At 58.9% G+C, this 14,106-nt stretch carries 16 protein-coding genes and 2 pseudogenes; 12 read left to right on the top strand and 6 right to left on the bottom strand.

All coding sequences use genetic code 11. The features are described from left to right. The first annotated feature begins 2 nt into the window (after window positions 1-2). The 7 genes and pseudogenes from HHJ18_RS02740 (at window position 3) to HHJ18_RS02770 (ending at window position 3,648) form a co-directional block, all read left to right on the top strand. The gene (locus HHJ18_RS02740; RefSeq protein WP_296911283.1) at window positions 3-674 is read left to right on the top strand and encodes a RelA/SpoT domain-containing protein; all 672 of its coding nucleotides are present in this window, start codon (window positions 3-5) and stop codon (window positions 672-674) included. 62 nt (window positions 675-736) lie between these two features. Beyond that, window positions 737-1,453: a phospholipase D family protein gene (locus HHJ18_RS02745; protein WP_296911284.1), complete on the top strand. Its 717-nt coding sequence runs from the start codon at window positions 737-739 to the stop codon at window positions 1,451-1,453. Between the two features lie 153 nt (window positions 1,454-1,606). Further along, window positions 1,607-1,990 (top strand): DUF4357 domain-containing protein, encoded by a 384-nt coding sequence (locus HHJ18_RS02750; RefSeq protein WP_296911285.1) that lies wholly within the window; start codon window positions 1,607-1,609, stop codon window positions 1,988-1,990. A gap of 249 nt (window positions 1,991-2,239) precedes the next feature. After that, window positions 2,240-2,564: pseudogene (locus tag HHJ18_RS02755) on the top strand (type II toxin-antitoxin system RelE/ParE family toxin). Then, window positions 2,561-2,842, top strand: a complete 282-nt coding sequence (locus tag HHJ18_RS02760; RefSeq protein WP_296911286.1) for an XRE family transcriptional regulator — start codon at window positions 2,561-2,563, stop codon at window positions 2,840-2,842. The pseudogene HHJ18_RS02755 and the gene HHJ18_RS02760 overlap by 4 nt, the downstream one beginning before the upstream one ends. A gap of 328 nt (window positions 2,843-3,170) precedes the next feature. After that, complete coding sequence (locus HHJ18_RS02765) at window positions 3,171-3,413, top strand: DUF4160 domain-containing protein (protein ID WP_296911287.1); 243 nt, start codon at window positions 3,171-3,173, stop codon at window positions 3,411-3,413. Continuing rightward, window positions 3,397-3,648, top strand: a complete 252-nt coding sequence (locus HHJ18_RS02770; RefSeq protein ID WP_296911289.1) for a DUF2442 domain-containing protein — start codon at window positions 3,397-3,399, stop codon at window positions 3,646-3,648. Before HHJ18_RS02765 ends, HHJ18_RS02770 begins: the two co-directional genes overlap by 17 nt. Before the next feature lie 163 nt (window positions 3,649-3,811). Here the strand turns inward: HHJ18_RS02770 and HHJ18_RS02775 are convergent, their stop codons facing one another. Then, window positions 3,812-4,534 (bottom strand): SOS response-associated peptidase family protein, encoded by a 723-nt coding sequence (locus tag HHJ18_RS02775; protein WP_296911291.1) that lies wholly within the window; start codon window positions 4,532-4,534, stop codon window positions 3,812-3,814. 332 nt (window positions 4,535-4,866) lie between these two features. On the opposite strand from HHJ18_RS02775, the gene HHJ18_RS02780 reads away from it, so the two are divergent. The 5 genes and pseudogenes from HHJ18_RS02780 to HHJ18_RS02795 all read left to right on the top strand — a co-directional run bounded on the left by HHJ18_RS02780 (window position 4,867) and on the right by HHJ18_RS02795 (window position 7,591). Continuing rightward, a complete protein-coding gene (locus HHJ18_RS02780) occupies window positions 4,867-5,082 on the top strand; it encodes a hypothetical protein (protein WP_296911293.1) in 216 nt (71 codons plus the stop codon). A 94-nt stretch (window positions 5,083-5,176) separates the two neighbouring features. Further along, a pseudogene (locus HHJ18_RS20930) lies at window positions 5,177-5,407 on the top strand (DUF4357 domain-containing protein); the annotation flags it as partial. A 150-nt stretch (window positions 5,408-5,557) separates the two neighbouring features. After that, a complete protein-coding gene (locus HHJ18_RS02785; RefSeq protein ID WP_296911295.1) occupies window positions 5,558-5,848 on the top strand; it encodes a nucleotidyltransferase family protein in 291 nt (96 codons plus the stop codon). 183 nt (window positions 5,849-6,031) lie between these two features. Next, on the top strand, window positions 6,032-6,646 hold the full coding sequence (locus tag HHJ18_RS02790) for a DUF938 domain-containing protein (protein WP_296911297.1): 615 nt from the start codon (window positions 6,032-6,034) through the stop codon (window positions 6,644-6,646). Between the two features lie 54 nt (window positions 6,647-6,700). Next, window positions 6,701-7,591 (top strand): M23 family metallopeptidase, encoded by an 891-nt coding sequence (locus HHJ18_RS02795; protein WP_296911905.1) that lies wholly within the window; start codon window positions 6,701-6,703, stop codon window positions 7,589-7,591. Between the two features lie 237 nt (window positions 7,592-7,828). Here the strand turns inward: HHJ18_RS02795 and HHJ18_RS02800 are convergent, their stop codons facing one another. The 5 genes from HHJ18_RS02800 to HHJ18_RS02820 all read right to left on the bottom strand — a co-directional run bounded on the left by HHJ18_RS02800 (window position 7,829) and on the right by HHJ18_RS02820 (window position 14,098). Then, on the bottom strand, window positions 7,829-9,610 hold the full coding sequence (locus HHJ18_RS02800) for an ABC transporter ATP-binding protein (protein WP_296911299.1): 1,782 nt from the start codon (window positions 9,608-9,610) through the stop codon (window positions 7,829-7,831). Window positions 9,611-9,727: 117 nt separating this feature from the next. Continuing rightward, window positions 9,728-10,357: a histidine phosphatase family protein gene (locus HHJ18_RS02805; RefSeq protein WP_296911301.1), complete on the bottom strand. Its 630-nt coding sequence runs from the start codon at window positions 10,355-10,357 to the stop codon at window positions 9,728-9,730. A gap of 32 nt (window positions 10,358-10,389) precedes the next feature. Next, window positions 10,390-11,439, bottom strand: a complete 1,050-nt coding sequence (locus tag HHJ18_RS02810; protein ID WP_296911303.1) for an NAD-dependent epimerase — start codon at window positions 11,437-11,439, stop codon at window positions 10,390-10,392. After that, window positions 11,439-12,719, bottom strand: a complete 1,281-nt coding sequence (locus tag HHJ18_RS02815; protein ID WP_296911305.1) for a nucleotide sugar dehydrogenase — start codon at window positions 12,717-12,719, stop codon at window positions 11,439-11,441. Before HHJ18_RS02815 ends, HHJ18_RS02810 begins: the two co-directional genes overlap by 1 nt. After that, window positions 12,716-14,098, bottom strand: coding sequence for a UDP-glucose/GDP-mannose dehydrogenase family protein (locus tag HHJ18_RS02820; protein ID WP_296911307.1), 1,383 nt, complete (start codon window positions 14,096-14,098; stop codon window positions 12,716-12,718). Before HHJ18_RS02820 ends, HHJ18_RS02815 begins: the two co-directional genes overlap by 4 nt. Window positions 14,099-14,106: the final 8 nt, after the last annotated feature.

Here is a 14,106-nt window from a genome sequence, read left to right on the forward strand (position 1 = left end):
TCATGGCAACTGCTAAGCAAAAACGGATTGCTAAACTAGTTGATCTGTACCAGACAAACCTGCACCTCTTCAAGTTATTTCAAGAAGGGGTTTCAAACGCATTACGATTTGATCCGGCGTTAAACAGTGATCCTCATCCTATTATTCACTCTATTAAAACAAGATTAAAAGATCCGAGTCACCTTGCCGAGAAGATAGCGCGTAAAGAATCAGATAGCAAGGAAATTACCGAAGGATCACTATTTACAGATATTACTGATTTAGCAGGGGTGCGTGTTCTTCACCTACACCAAGCTCAAGCAGCCAAAATACATGAGTTCATAATAAGTCGTGTCACTGATAAAGAATGGTATCTTGTCGAAAAGCCGATCGCATACTCTTGGGATCCTGACGCGACCCAATTTTTTCAGGGGCTTGGATTGAAGGTTAAAATCAAACCATCTCACTACACTAGTATTCATTACGTGGTGCGTCCAAAAAAAGGGGCGCAAGCAAGCTGCGAGATCCAAGTACGAACTTTATTTGAAGAGATTTGGGGTGAAATAGATCACACTGTTAATTATCCAAAACCTGCAACAAATATTGCAACTACAGAACAGCTTAGAGTGTTATCAAAGCTGGTGTCCGCCGGAAGTCGCTTAGCTGATTCTGTATTCAAGCTTCACACCCCCTGAGCTACCAAACTGAGAAATCTGGAAATCTTAAATTTTTAATTGGTCCTGAAAGATAAAGTCGGATGGCAAAGTTTCTAAACACCAGCGCAACCAACTATTTCCTCGAAGAAATGATTAAGGGCGCGTCAGACCGCTTGATTCTGATCAGCCCGTTTCTCAAACTCAACGACCGCATGAAAGAGCTGCTCGCCGACAAGAACCGGCTGAAGATCGATGTGCGCATCGTCTACGGCAAGAGTGAACTGCAGCCGCAGGAAATCGAGTGGCTGCGCGGCCTGACTTATATCCGAACCAGCTTCTGCAAAAACCTGCATGCCAAGTGCTACATGAATGAAGAGATGTGCATTGTCACCAGCCTGAACTTGTATGAGTTCAGCCAGGTCAACAATAATGAAATGGGCATCCTGATTCGGCGCGCCGAAGACGGTCAGTTGTACAAAGACGCCTATGAAGAGGCCCAGCGCATCATCCGTATCAGCGACGAGGTGCGCATTTCGCTGGAACGGGTGACCAGCGAACCCGAAACTGACAGCCACGATGCGGACAAGAGCACCGAAGCAGAAACTGCCGGTGACAAGCTGCCGTCCGGCAAGTTGGCGCAAAAACTCGGTTTGAAGACTGCACAGCTATTGGATCGCGCGACCGAGCAGGGCTATCTTTTGCTCTCCGGCGACAAACATGTCGTAACGCCGAAGGGTGAAAGTGTAGGCGTGGAGTTTGTTGCCAAAGGGCGCTTTGGGCCTTACTTCTTGTGGCCGCAGGATTTTCACCCGGTCTGATCCACGGCGTTTGATCGCCAGCGGCAGCCGTCATGCAATGAGCTTCCGCTATATTATTAATAGCTGATTGCGCATATTCCACGGGGGCTGGAGTCATATTCAGCACAGAACTCTTAAACAATTTGGCTTGCTGCCAATTCCCGGTCAAATTCAATGCCCCGCCCCCAAACCATCCAGATATTTCTCCCCGCCAGTGAAAAGGAACTGTTCTATTGCAAGGGCTCTGGCGCAGACGGTGTGGGCGAGTACACAACGGAAGGCTTTGTGGTGCTCAGGGGCTCACGCGGGCGCACGGAAAAAGTGGCATCCATTCAAGGCACCCCCAACGAACGCTTGCGCGAACAACTCGTCAACGACGGCGTCATGGCCGCACAAAACGGTCTGTACGTCTTTACCCGTGACCATCTTTTCCCAAGCCCCAGCACGGCCGCCATGGCGGTCATGGGCCGCTCTGCCAACGGCTGGGTGGAGTGGAAGAATTCGCAGGGCAGGACGCTGGACGAGGTGAAGCGGCAGTCTGTGACTGTGGCCGGCTGACGGTTGCTACGCTTTTAATAGCTGCTTGCGCCTATTACACGGGGGCTAGAGCCATATTTGACCAAGATTTCTCTCGAGAAATCCCAATTTGGGTACGAACAACCCTGAATTGGGTATTTCAAATCACCCAATGTTTTGAGCAACTGCCACGAAAGAGCACAGCCTGAGTAAGCACCAAGGCTTGCTTAACGTAGTGGGTTCTTGAAACCCAACTTGCGAATTTATATCCGAACCAGTATATTCAAGCTAATGAAATCCGTGCGCTTTCTCGGGAACTCGCTAAAAGCACTGAGACTTCCCGGAAGACGCCAGGCAGGACGCGGGCTACCAGATCGACAAGGTCCAGCGGGGTGAGCAGCCGGATGACTTCAAGCCGATGCCCAGCATTGGCAAGGGCGTCGAAGAGATTCGTATTTGGGATGAATCGGGCACTTACCGTGTTGTGTACACCGCCCGGCTGGCGGATGCGGTGATCGTGCTGCACGCGTTTCAGAAGAAAACACAGACCACGTCGAAGCGTGATATTGATCTTGCGAAAGAACGATTAACCGAATTCATGAAAGGCCAGAAATGAGCAAATCAGAAACTTTTTCCAGCGTGTGGGACGCACTGGCCGACACGCCCGAGCAAGCTGCCAACCTGCGTGCGCGGGCCGAGTTGATGCAGCAAATTGCGGCGATCGTGAAAGAGAGCAAATGGACGCAGGTTGAAGCCGCCGCCCAGTGCGGCATCACCCAGCCACGCATGAATGACTTGCTGCGCGGACGCGTATCAAGGTTTTCGCTGGACGCGTTGGTCAACGTGGCCACGGCTATCGGACGGCGTGTGCATCTTGAGCTTGAAGTGACTTGAGGGTAGTTGCCGTCAAAACGAACGCCATGACTTCAACTGCAAAACCAAACCAAAGCCGACTGAGGCCGCCGCCCAAAGTGCTTGAAAAGGCTTTGAGAGATTCAGCCGACCGCGCCCGTCGCATGGCTGAAGCGTTCGGCTTGAAAGTGCCCGGGGTTGAGACTAAGCCTGAGAAGGCTCGCGGCAGCGCTGCAGTGACACGTCGCGCCCAGAAAGCGTAACTTGTGAAAACCGGCTTGCTATCTTTTTAATAGCTGCTTGCGCCCATGCTTATTGGGCTAGAACCCTATTTCACTCTCAAGTTCTATGCGCCGTTAAACTCCAGTACATGCCAGTCGTATTCCGCTACAAGTCGTTCCGGTTTTTCTTCTATTCCAACGAAGGTAATCCGCGTGAGGCCATGCACGTTCACGTTCGCGGCGCTGACGGTGAGGCAAAATTCTGGTTAACACCCACCGTTTACCTGGCTGACAGTGACGGTTTTGACGCACGCACGCTGCGCGAACTGCAAGGCGTTGTCACCACCAACAAAGAGCTCATCGAAAGGACTTGGAATGAATATTTCGCCTAAATCTATTCGCTTTGACGACGACACTTTGTGGGTCAGCCTGTCTGATGGCCGCACGATCGCCGCGCCGCTAACCTGGTTCCCGCGCCTGCTGCAGGCGACGCCCGAAGAAAGAGCCAAGGTTGAACTGAGCAAAGGCGGCTTGCACTGGGATGCGCTGGATGAAGATATATCGGTCGCCGGTTTGCTGGCCGGGCAGCGAGATCTGTCCGCGCGCGGTTCACACCAGCCGGCTTGAGGCCAATTAGCTATATGCCCAGTCGGCATCACACCCGGCGTAGCTGGGGTCAGATTTAAATCTCGATCAGCCTCGCTGCTTTTTGAGGTGACGTAGCGACCCTCGCTGCATGCGCCATGACGCAGCGGATCACGTGATCCCCGGTGGTGGCTCAAACCTCTAATCAGCGGCTTTTCTCAACCGGGTTGGCGGTCAGCCAGTTGGCCGGATAGGCCCGCATGAACTCTCGGGCCTTCTCGGGGCGGGTGCTGAGCCAGGCGTCGGCGGCGCCCTCGTTCAAGATCGCCAACATGCGTTTTTCATTGCCGGGCTGCTGGTAGCGGCTCATCAGGGCGTGGCTGTTGGCGTTCAGCGTGAGCAAGGTGAAGCTGATGATGACGTCGCCCTCCGCCCCCGTCCAGCCTTCCCACAAGCCCGCCACACTCATGGGCTTGCCATCGACACGGGCAATGCGGGTGGGCACGGCCTTGCCGCTGCGCCAATCATCTTCGATGAACGCCATCATCGGCACAACGCAGCGCTGCCCGCCCAGCCAGGCATCCCGGAAGTTGGTGGACGTGGTCACGGTTTCCGAGCGTGCATTGACCAGCTTGGTCGAACGCAGCTTGGCGTCAGACGCAGACTTGACCCATCGCGGCACCAGGCCAAATTGCCCGGCCACCAGCTCACGAGATGGCATCTCACGCGGGGGCTTGTCAGCGTCTGCGGCCTCTTGGGCCTCTTGGGCCTCTTGGGCCTCTTGGGCCTTCTGGGCTTGGGCCGCGCGGATGAAAACACCCGGTTGGCGCGGCCACACTTCGCGCCCCAGGGCGCAAGCGGGGGCCGCCACATGGAAGGCATCGGGATAAAGCGAGGCGATGTGAACGCTCTCGTAACGGGTACTCATGCGGCGATGCTATCGCAATGCAGCAATCAACAGCTGCGTTGCGGCCCACCCATCAGCCGCTGCGATCCAAGCCATGGCTCAAGATGCAGAAGCTTCTAATAATCTGCTAACCCGCGCCCAAAGAACTGCACTAGGCGCTCACACTGTCAGCCAACCGAGCCCGACACATGGCTGAAGCGTTCAGATTGAAAGTTCCGGGGGTTGCAGAGAAACCGGCAGCACACACCGCCTCGCATAGGCGACCTTCGCCGACACAAAAAGCTTGCGGAGGATGGCAAACTAACTGCTTCGGGCCAGGAAGGCCGGCCTTTTAACCCATCAAGGAACTTGCCATGCCTCAATTCGCCACGATTACCGGTGCAGTGACCTTCACACCGGGAGACGGTGTCCCCATCGAAATACCGCGCGGCCGCGTGGAAGTGGACTTGGCGCCCGACAGCGCCACTTTAAGCTGGGGAACTGACGGCGTTGCTGAAGTGACGGCCATTCCGCGCACGCAATTTGATGACTACGTGCGGGACGGCAAAATCACGATGACGCAGGAATAAAGCGCTGTGCCGTGAGGCACAAAAGCTGTTGACTCTGCCCGCTTGCAGCACGTCCATCGCCGGCAGTGTGATTGACACGCCCGATGACAGCGATGTGCTTGTAGTCGCAGTCGCTCAAGGGCTCACGCGGGCGCACGGAAAACGTGGCCTCCATTCAAGACACATCCAACGAACGCCTGCGCGAACATCTTGTCAACGACGGCGTCATGGCTGCACAAACCGGTCTGTACGTCTCTTTGCCAAAGACCATCTTTTCCCAAGCCCCAGCACGGCAGCCATGGCGGTCATGGGCCGTTCGACCAACGGCAGCCTGGCGTGGAAAACCCCAAGACAAAAAACTCGATGGAATGAAGCGGCAGCCCGTCAACGTGGCAGACCCACGGTTGCTATTATTTATATAGCTGCTTGCGCCCGTATCTATTGGGCTAGAGGCCATTTTTATCCAGAACAAGTCGATCGCTGTAAACTTGCCCTCATGCGCCCTTCAGAAGCTCTTTCCCTGCACCGCACGCAAATTCGCGAGATCGCGCTGCGCCACCGCGTGGTTGGGGTTCGGGTGTTCGGCTCCGCCCTGCGCGGCGACGATGTGGCGGGCAGCGATCTGGACCTGCTGGTGGAGCCCACCCCGCAAACCACGCTGATGGACATTGGCGCTATCCGCTTCGAGTTGAAGCAGTTGCTGGGGATGGACGTGGATGTGCTGACCCCTGACGGCCTGCCGGCGAGCTTCAGGGAACAGGTGCTGCGCGAGGCTGTGGCCCTATGAGCCGCGCAGACCCTGTGCGCCTTGCCGACTACCTTCGTCACATTCCGGCCTGCGGGCTCAAATAGCTTCGCTGCCCTGATTTGCGGAATCGCGTTGCTATTACTTTTATAGCTGCTCGCACACATACCACAAGGGCCAGACCTGTTTTCATCCCCAAACTCCAGCATCCAGGCCCCTTCCACCATGTCCCAACCCGACTTCAGCCCAGCCGCTGACCGCAACAAAGAGCCGATTCTCGATCTGCTGCACCAGTTGCTGCCCGAGCGCGGCAGTGCGCTGGAAATTGCCTCGGGCACCGGCCAGCATGTCGCCTGGTTTGCCGCCAACCTGCCGAACTGGAGCTGGCAGCCCAGCGACGCGCAGCTTAATGGGCTGCCCAGCATTGCCGCGCGCGTGGCGCAGCTGGATTTGAGCAATGTGCGCGCGCCCCTGCTGCTTGACGTGATGGCCGCGCACTGGCTGCCAGACGATGCGCGATTTGACGCGATTTACTGCGCCAACATGCTGCACATCTCGCCTTGGGCCACTTGCGCCGCCTTGATGCGTGGCAGCGCACGGCACCTGGCGCCGGGCGGCGTGCTGATCACCTACGGCCCGTATCTGGAAAGCGGCGTTGCGACATCGGCGGGCAATCTGGCGTTTGACCAAAGTCTGCGCGCGCAAAGCCCGGCCTGGGGCATTCGCCGAAGCAAAGACGTTGAGCGGGAGGCCGCAGGCGCCGGGCTGCAACTGTCGGCACGCCACGCCATGCCCGCCAACAACTTGTTGCTGGTGTGGAAGCAGGTTTCTGCGACGTAATCGGTGGCGGCTCGCGCATACTTCACACTGGCCCTCACTTCACACACCGTGCCCATGTCCCACCACCTGCTCTCCCCTCTCATTCATCCAACGCTGACGCGCCGCTCTGCCCTGATGGGCGCCATGGCGCTGCTGGCGCTGCCCGCATCACGCGTTGACGCAGCCGGCGCGCCGCAGCCCTCTGATGTCTGGCCCAACGCCGCGCAAGTGCCCGGCGGCATCGCCCGGCTGTCGCTTGGCCCCTCGGCGGCGCGGCCGGTGGCGCACGCGGGCGAGGCTCCCCTGCTGGTGCTGGGCGATGTGATTGAGTGGACGGCGCTGGTCGGCATTCCCTTGGCGGCCAAGCCCGGCGAAGCCAGCATTGCTGTGCAAACGGCCCAAGGCGGCCAGCGGCAAATTCCCTACACTGTGGCGCCCAAGCGCTATCTGGAGCAGCGCCTGAAGGTGGCGCCGGGCACGGTCGATCTGTCGCCCGAAGACCAGGCGCGCTACGAGCGCGAGCGCGCGCACCTGGCGACGGTGATGGCGACCTTCTCCGAACCCTTGCCGCAGACCTCGCTGCGCATGCGCGTGCCGGTGCCGGGGCGCCGCTCCAGCTCGTTCGGGCTGCGCCGCGTGTTCAACGGGCAGTCGCGCAATCCGCACAGCGGCATGGACTTCGCGGCCGCCATGGGAACGCCAGTGGCGGCGCCGCTGCCCGGACGGGTGATAGACACAGGCGACTATTTCTTCAACGGCAGCACCGTGTGGCTGGACCACGGCGGCGGGCTGCTGAGCATGCTGTGCCACCTGAGCGCCATCGACGTGAAGCCGGGCGACACTTTGAAAACCGGCGAGCGCCTGGGTGCGGTGGGCGCCACCGGCCGCGCAACCGGGCCGCACCTGCATTGGGGCGTGATGCTGAACCGGGCCATGGTGGACCCGGCACTGTTTCTGGCCGCCTGAAGCCATGCGGGTCGGGCCAGCCCATGGCACGCCGCCAAACGCACAAAAAGAGCCATTTTCCACAGGCAATCAGTGGCATCCATGAACTTTTGACCAATCCCCGCTGGCCGGCAGCAGCGGTGGCCACGGTTTCTCAGGACGAGGACGCGGGCCGTCTGAATAAGAGCAGTTCTATTTGACGCACCGCAAAAGCGCAGCCGACAAAGCGCACGGATGATCTAAAAATGCAGTGAGTGCTCAATCGCCCGGCATGACTTGTTTGAGCGGCCGCAAGGTCCGCGTAGCCATGAGTTGGTCCTGCATGTCGATCTCGATCAGCTTGCCGCTTTTAAGAGTCAACACCCGGTCAAACTTCGCAAATGTTGAAAACTGGTGACCGATAACAAGTTGCGTCTTTCCAGCGTGCATCTCGTTGAGCGCCCGGTCAATCGCCGCTGCGGACTCTGGATCGACCGCAGACGTTGGCTCGTCCAGGATCAGGATGGATGGCCGCTTGATCAGAGCACGTGCAAGACAGATGCGCTGACGCTGGCCGCCCGAAAGCAGGCAGCCGCGCTCGCCCACCAATGCGTCATAGCCATCGGTCAATTGCGAAATGAACGTATCGGCATGCGCCGCGCGGGCCGCTTGCTCAACCTCTTCCAGCGTTGCATCAGGTTTTCCATAGGCAATGTTTTCGCGGATGCTGGCGCCAAACAAAATGGTGTCTTGCAGCACGATGCCGATCTCGCGACGCAGCGACTCGCGTGTGTACGCAGCAAGGTTGCGGCCATCAATGCGGATCGCCCCAGCCTGTGGTTCGTACAGGCGCAGCAGCAGGCTGACCAGGGTTGATTTCCCGGCGCCCGAGGCACCAATCAGCGCGACGCGTTCGCCCGCACGAATGTGCAATGACACGTCATCGAGGATGGGTGCGGCGTTCTCGTAGCCAAAAGTGACATGCTCCAGCACGATCTCTCCCTTGAGATCGTTTGCTTTGATGGCGTCGGGAAAGTCGAGAATATCTGGCTCAATCGCAAACACTTCGCTCACCCGCTCCGCACTGACGCGGGCGCGCGAAAACTTTGCCCAGATCTTGCCAAGGTCTTTGATGGGTCGGTACAGGTTGTTGACATAAGCCACGAAAACCAGCAAGTCGCCGGGCGTGATCTGCCCTTTAAGTGCGAGCCAGGCGCCAACCAGTACCGTGCCCGCTGTACCCAGCGCAGTGGCCAAGCCGATGGCTTTGGAAACCGCCGCGGCGGAGCGAGCGTTGATAAGCCCCGACTCCAGGCTTTGAGCACTCTCAGCCGAAAACCGCTCATGCTCGAAATTTTCGCGACCGAAGGCCTGTACCAGCGCGATCGAGGACAACACCTCGTTCAGCCGCGAGATCACCATGCCCTCCTGCTTGCGCTGGGAGCGGGCCGACAGCCGTATCTTTCGATTCAGGAAGTACAGCACGGTAAAAAGCAGCGGCAGTGTTGCCAGCACCACAAGGGCGAGTCGCCAGTTCATCGCCAGCATGATCACCAGCACACCGGCCAACATCAGAAGTTGCGCGGTAAAGTGGATTGCCCAGTCGGCGAACACATCGCGGATCAAGTTGGTGTCAGACGCGACTTTGTTGAGCAGCTCGCCAGAACGCGAACGATTGTGAAAAGACAGCGACAGTTGCTGCAGGTGAGAGAACAACTCACGCCGCAGCGTATAAACCATTTCGTAGCCAACCTTGGCACTCAAATACGTTTGCAGATAGGCAAAGCCGCCACTTAACAAGGCAATCACCGCAATGGAGCACGAAACCACGACCAAGGCAACAGTGGTGCCACTTGCGAAAAGGGGCTGGAGCCAGTCAAGACTTGAAGGCAGCGGCTTTGCCAGCAAGATGTAGTCGATCACGATCTTGATCGGCCACGGCGACAAAAGCTCCATCGCAGTAGCCCCCAGCAAGCTGAGGAAGGCAAACGCAATGCTCCACTTGCGGGCGCGCAAGTCGGCGAGGACGATGCGCCTGAAGCGCGAGGACCCCGGTTTCATAGGTTGATGTCCAGTTTCGAATTTGCGCCCCGCGCCAGCGACGTATGAAGTACCTCCTTGCGACCCGGAATCGCGTGGACCCGGCCGCTCCACTGCGAAAATGCCCGCCGCGCTGAATCACATGATGAAGCTGTCATGGCATACCCCGGTTTTGTTTCCGCTCAAGGTAAATGTCGCAACTTCAGTCTTGGCACCAAGCCGGATGCGATAAAAAAATTTGTTGCGCAAACGCAGTTCAGGCCAACGCTCATGGGGCCAATCCAGAAGTTTTCCCATCAATACACGGTTGGTGTTGCGATGCCCGACGATCAGAATGCGGCGTCCACGGTGCTGCTGAAGAATTTCCTGAAGTGCCTGACTGACGCGCTGCATCAAGTCGTGGTAGTTCTCGGCGCCTGGCACCTGATAACCCCACATGTCGGCATGCACTTGCGCCCACATGGCCTGGGCCTGGGGATCGCGTTCATCCCGAAAGCGCCCTTGCAGCACCCCGAGATTCATCTCGTTGAGCGCCGACAAGGAGTTGATCGGCAATTGTTTGGCGCTGGCAGTGGGCTGTGCCGTGTGGATCGTGCGTTGTAGTTCGCTCGCGTAAATCGCCGCGAGGTCTTCGTCTTGCAGGCACTGCGCCAAAGCTTCACTTTGCTGCTGGCCTTTGGGTGACAAGCCAGGATTGAGCTGCCCGGTCACGCGGCTTTGATTGTTCCATTCGCTTTGACCATGCCGCGCCACGTAAAGCGTGGTCACGGCTGGATTGTTAGAACTGAGAAGCGGTCCCGTCATGCTGGCTGACCTGACTTTCCCGCGACGGTCCGCGTACTCGCACTCGCACCTGCGGCAAAGTAATAGCTCCTGTACCACGCCACAAATCGCCGCACCCCCTGCTCCAGCGACGTAGCCGGTCGGGAGGTTCCAATAAGCGCCTGCAAACGTGACACGTCTGCATAAGTGGCTGGCACGTCGCCCGGCTGCATGGGCTGCAGATCGAGCTGCGCCTTGCGCCCAAGGGCGCGCTCAAGCTCGGCTATGAAATCGAGCAGCGGTACGGGCGCGTTGCTGCCGATGTTGAGTACACGGTACGGCGCGGAGTGGTCATCTGCGCAAGCCGGAGAGTGGTCCAGCGCGCCCAGCACACCGGCAACAATATCGTCGATGTAGGTGAAGTCGCGGCTCATCTGCCCGTGGTTGAACACCGCAATCGGCTCACCAGCGAGGATGGCGCGCGTAAAAGAAAAATAGGCCATGTCGGGCCGACCCCATGGTCCGTAAACCGTGAAAAAGCGTAAGCCCGTGCAGGGCAGTCCGTACAGGTGGCTGTAGCTGTGGGCCATCAGCTCATTGGCCTTCTTGGTGGCGGCGTACAGACTGACGGGCCGGTCCACCGGGTCGCCCTCAGAAAATGGCAGTTTCCGATTTCCGCCGTACACGCTGGAACTGCTGGCGTACACCAGGTGCAGGCAAGCGCTTGCGCGGCAGCCCTCCAAAACGTTGAGGAAGCCCACCAGGTTGGCCTGTGCGTAGTCGAGAGGATGGGTGATGGAATGGCGCACGCCGGCCTGAGCAGCTAGGTGCACAACCCGCTCAAACCCGCCCTGGGCAAAGCGGTTTTCCACGGCTGCCGGGTCTGCAATGTCCAGCCGCTCAAAGGTGAAGCCTGGCTGGCCGGTCAGCTGAGCCAATCTCGCGCGCTTGAGCGCCGGATCGTAATAGTCGTTCAGGTTATCGATGCCCACCACGCTATCGCCGCGTGCCAGTAGCGCCTGCGCGACATGCAACCCAATGAACCCGGCAACACCAGTGACAAGGACGCTCGATTTAACAGCAGTCATCACAGCCGCCATACCTGAAGCCCACTTGCCCGTAACCCTGTCGCGTCGAAGCAGCCTTTGACGTCCATGAAACACCCTGCGCGCACTAGCTTCTGACTAATGTCTTCCATGCTTAAAGCTACCAACTCGTTATGCGCGACGGCGGCAATCATGGCATCGGCACGCGGCAGGTCGCGCCACGGCAGCAGCGTCACGCCGTATTCGTGCAGCGCCGTTTCGGGGTCTGCCACCGGATCGTGCACATGGACCTCAACGCCGTAGGCCTGCAATTCACAGATGACGTCGTAGACCTTGCTGTTGCGCAGGTCGGCGCAGTTTTCCTTGAAGCTCAGCCCCAGCACATTGACTTTTGCGCCCTTGATGTAGCTGCCCGCCGCAATCATCTGCTTGATGGTCTGCTCGGCGATGAACTTGCCCATGCCGTCGTTAATGCGCCGCCCCGCCAGAATGACCTGCGGGTGGTAACCGAGCATCTCGGCCTTGTGCGTCAGGTAGAACGGATCGACGCCTATACAGTGGCCGCCCACCAGGCCGGGCCGAAAGCGCAAAAAGTTCCACTTCGTTGCCGCCGCGTCCAGCACCTCGTTGGTGTCGATGCCGATGCGCTCGAAGATGATCGCCAGCTCATTCATCAACGCGATGTTCAGATCGCGCTGTGTGTTTTCAATCACCTTGCAGGCCTCGGCCGCCTTGATGCTGGTGCAGCGATGGACGCCGGCAGACACCACCATTTCGTAGAGCGCGGCCACGCGGTCCAGCGTTTGCGGCGTATCGCCCGCCACCACCTTGGTGACGTTGATCAGGCTGTGGCTGCCGTCGCCTGGATTGATGCGTTCGGGGCTGTATCCGACGAAGAAGTCCTGTTTCCAGCGCAGACCTGAAGCGCGTTCGAGCACCGGAATACAAACCTCTTCGGTAGCGCCCGGGTACACCGTGGACTCATAGACCACCGTTGCTCCCTTGTTCAGGTTCTCCCCAATCGCCTGGCTGGCGCGGATCAACGGCCCGAAGTCCGGCGTGTGGGCAGAATCGACCGGCGTCGGTACCGCCACCAGCACGATGTTTGCCTCGCGCAGCACTGCGGGATCGCAGTGGTATTCGGCGCCTTTCGCAAGCCGCATCTCTTGACTTGATATCTCGCGGGAGGGATCCTTGTAGTCGCGGCACGACGCGACTTTCTTGGCGTCTATATCAAAACCCAGGGTGCGCAGCTTCTTGCCGAACTCCACCACCAGGGGCAGGCCGACATAGCCGAGCCCGACAACAGCAACGGTGGTCATATTATTTCCTCCATAACGAGATTAATGGCGGCAACCGCAAGCGCTGGCACATTCATGGACCGGCCAATTGGGTGGTACTCGATGCCCGCGTTGCGCACCGTCCGTGGGTTAAAAAGATTTCGGCCGTCAAATATTACGGGCTGCTTGAGCAACTGCTTCATCCGGGCAAAGTCCGGCGAGCGGAAGTGCCGCCATTCTGTGACGATGATCAGCGCATCTGCTCCCTGCAGCGCATCATTGGGCGTGGCGGCAAACTCCAGCTGCGCGGAGTCCATCGCAAAGACGCGCCGCGCCTCGTCCATCGCCACCGGGTCATGCGCCACCACACGCGCACCGCGCCGCACCAGTGCGGCCACCACGACACGGCTGGGTGCCTCGCGCAGGTCGTCGGTGTCGGGCTTGAAAGCCAAACCCCACAACGCGAACAGCCGGCCGTGCAAGTCTTCGCCGAAGCGCTCGACGATGCGGTCGACCAGCACATGCTTTTGCCGCTCGTTGGCTCGCTCTACAGCGCCGAGTACATGCAGTGGTTCGCCCACGCTTTCGGCGCTGTGCAGCAAGGCCTTCACGTCCTTGGGGAAGCATGAGCCGCCGTAGCCGCAACCCGGATAGAGAAACTGCGCGCCTATGCGCGGGTCGCTGCCGATGCCGCGCCGCACCTGTTCGATGTCGGCGCCCAGCTTTTCGGCCAGCAGCGCCATTTCGTTCATGAAGCTGATGCGCGTGGCCAGCATGGCGTTGGCAGCGTACTTGGTCAGTTCGGCCGAGCGTATGTCCATCATGACCAGCTTGTCGCGCTGGCGCTGAAACGGTGCATACAGCGCCTGCATCAGGTATTGCGCGCGCTCGTCATCAACGCCAACCACGATGCGGTCCGGGCGCATGAAGTCTTCGACCGCAGCGCCTTCCTTCAAAAACTCGGGGTTGGACACAACACTGAAAGGCACGTCGACGCAGCGCCGCGCCAGCGCCTTGGTGACCGCTCCGCGCACCGCATCGGCCGTACCGACCGGCACCGTGCTTTTATCGACCACCAGCTTGTAGTCAGTCATATGCTCGCCGATGGTGCGCGCGGCGGCCAGCACATGTTGCATGTCGGCCGAGCCGTCCTCGTCGGGCGGCGTGCCGACGGCGATGAACTGAATGGTGCCGAAGCGCACGCCTTCCTTCAGGTCGGTGGTGAAATGCAGCCGCCCGCCGCTCACGTTGCGCGCCACGATTTCCGCCAGGCCGGGCTCAAAGATCGGCAGGTCGCCGTTTTGGATACGCTCAATTTTTCGCTGGTCGACATCGACGCACAGAACGTCGTTGCCCATTTCGGCGAAGCACGCGCCAGTGACCAAGCCCACATAACCGGTGCCAATGACAGTGAGTTTCATTCTTGTCT

It is taken from the genome of Polaromonas sp. (assembly GCF_012927455.1).
Classification (GTDB): domain Bacteria; phylum Pseudomonadota; class Gammaproteobacteria; order Burkholderiales; family Burkholderiaceae_C; genus Polaromonas.

What these genes read in the sequence shown, in the direction of transcription:
- HHJ18_RS02740 (WP_296911283.1), top strand. Translation starts at nt 3, where the DNA reads ATGGCAACTGCTAAGCAAAAACGGATTGCTAAACTAGTTGATCTGTAC.
- HHJ18_RS02745 (WP_296911284.1), top strand. Translation starts at nt 737, where the DNA reads ATGGCAAAGTTTCTAAACACCAGCGCAACCAACTATTTCCTCGAAGAA.
- HHJ18_RS02750 (WP_296911285.1), top strand. Translation starts at nt 1,607, where the DNA reads ATGCCCCGCCCCCAAACCATCCAGATATTTCTCCCCGCCAGTGAAAAG.
- HHJ18_RS02760 (WP_296911286.1), top strand. Translation starts at nt 2,561, where the DNA reads ATGAGCAAATCAGAAACTTTTTCCAGCGTGTGGGACGCACTGGCCGAC.
- HHJ18_RS02765 (WP_296911287.1), top strand. Translation starts at nt 3,171, where the DNA reads ATGCCAGTCGTATTCCGCTACAAGTCGTTCCGGTTTTTCTTCTATTCC.
- HHJ18_RS02770 (WP_296911289.1), top strand. Translation starts at nt 3,397, where the DNA reads ATGAATATTTCGCCTAAATCTATTCGCTTTGACGACGACACTTTGTGG.
- HHJ18_RS02775 (WP_296911291.1), bottom strand. Translation starts at nt 4,534, where the DNA reads ATGAGTACCCGTTACGAGAGCGTTCACATCGCCTCGCTTTATCCCGAT.
- HHJ18_RS02780 (WP_296911293.1), top strand. Translation starts at nt 4,867, where the DNA reads ATGCCTCAATTCGCCACGATTACCGGTGCAGTGACCTTCACACCGGGA.
- HHJ18_RS02785 (WP_296911295.1), top strand. Translation starts at nt 5,558, where the DNA reads ATGCGCCCTTCAGAAGCTCTTTCCCTGCACCGCACGCAAATTCGCGAG.
- HHJ18_RS02790 (WP_296911297.1), top strand. Translation starts at nt 6,032, where the DNA reads ATGTCCCAACCCGACTTCAGCCCAGCCGCTGACCGCAACAAAGAGCCG.
- HHJ18_RS02795 (WP_296911905.1), top strand. Translation starts at nt 6,701, where the DNA reads ATGTCCCACCACCTGCTCTCCCCTCTCATTCATCCAACGCTGACGCGC.
- HHJ18_RS02800 (WP_296911299.1), bottom strand. Translation starts at nt 9,610, where the DNA reads ATGAAACCGGGGTCCTCGCGCTTCAGGCGCATCGTCCTCGCCGACTTG.
- HHJ18_RS02810 (WP_296911303.1), bottom strand. Translation starts at nt 11,439, where the DNA reads ATGACTGCTGTTAAATCGAGCGTCCTTGTCACTGGTGTTGCCGGGTTC.
- HHJ18_RS02815 (WP_296911305.1), bottom strand. Translation starts at nt 12,719, where the DNA reads ATGACCACCGTTGCTGTTGTCGGGCTCGGCTATGTCGGCCTGCCCCTG.
- HHJ18_RS02820 (WP_296911307.1), bottom strand. Translation starts at nt 14,098, where the DNA reads ATGAAACTCACTGTCATTGGCACCGGTTATGTGGGCTTGGTCACTGGC.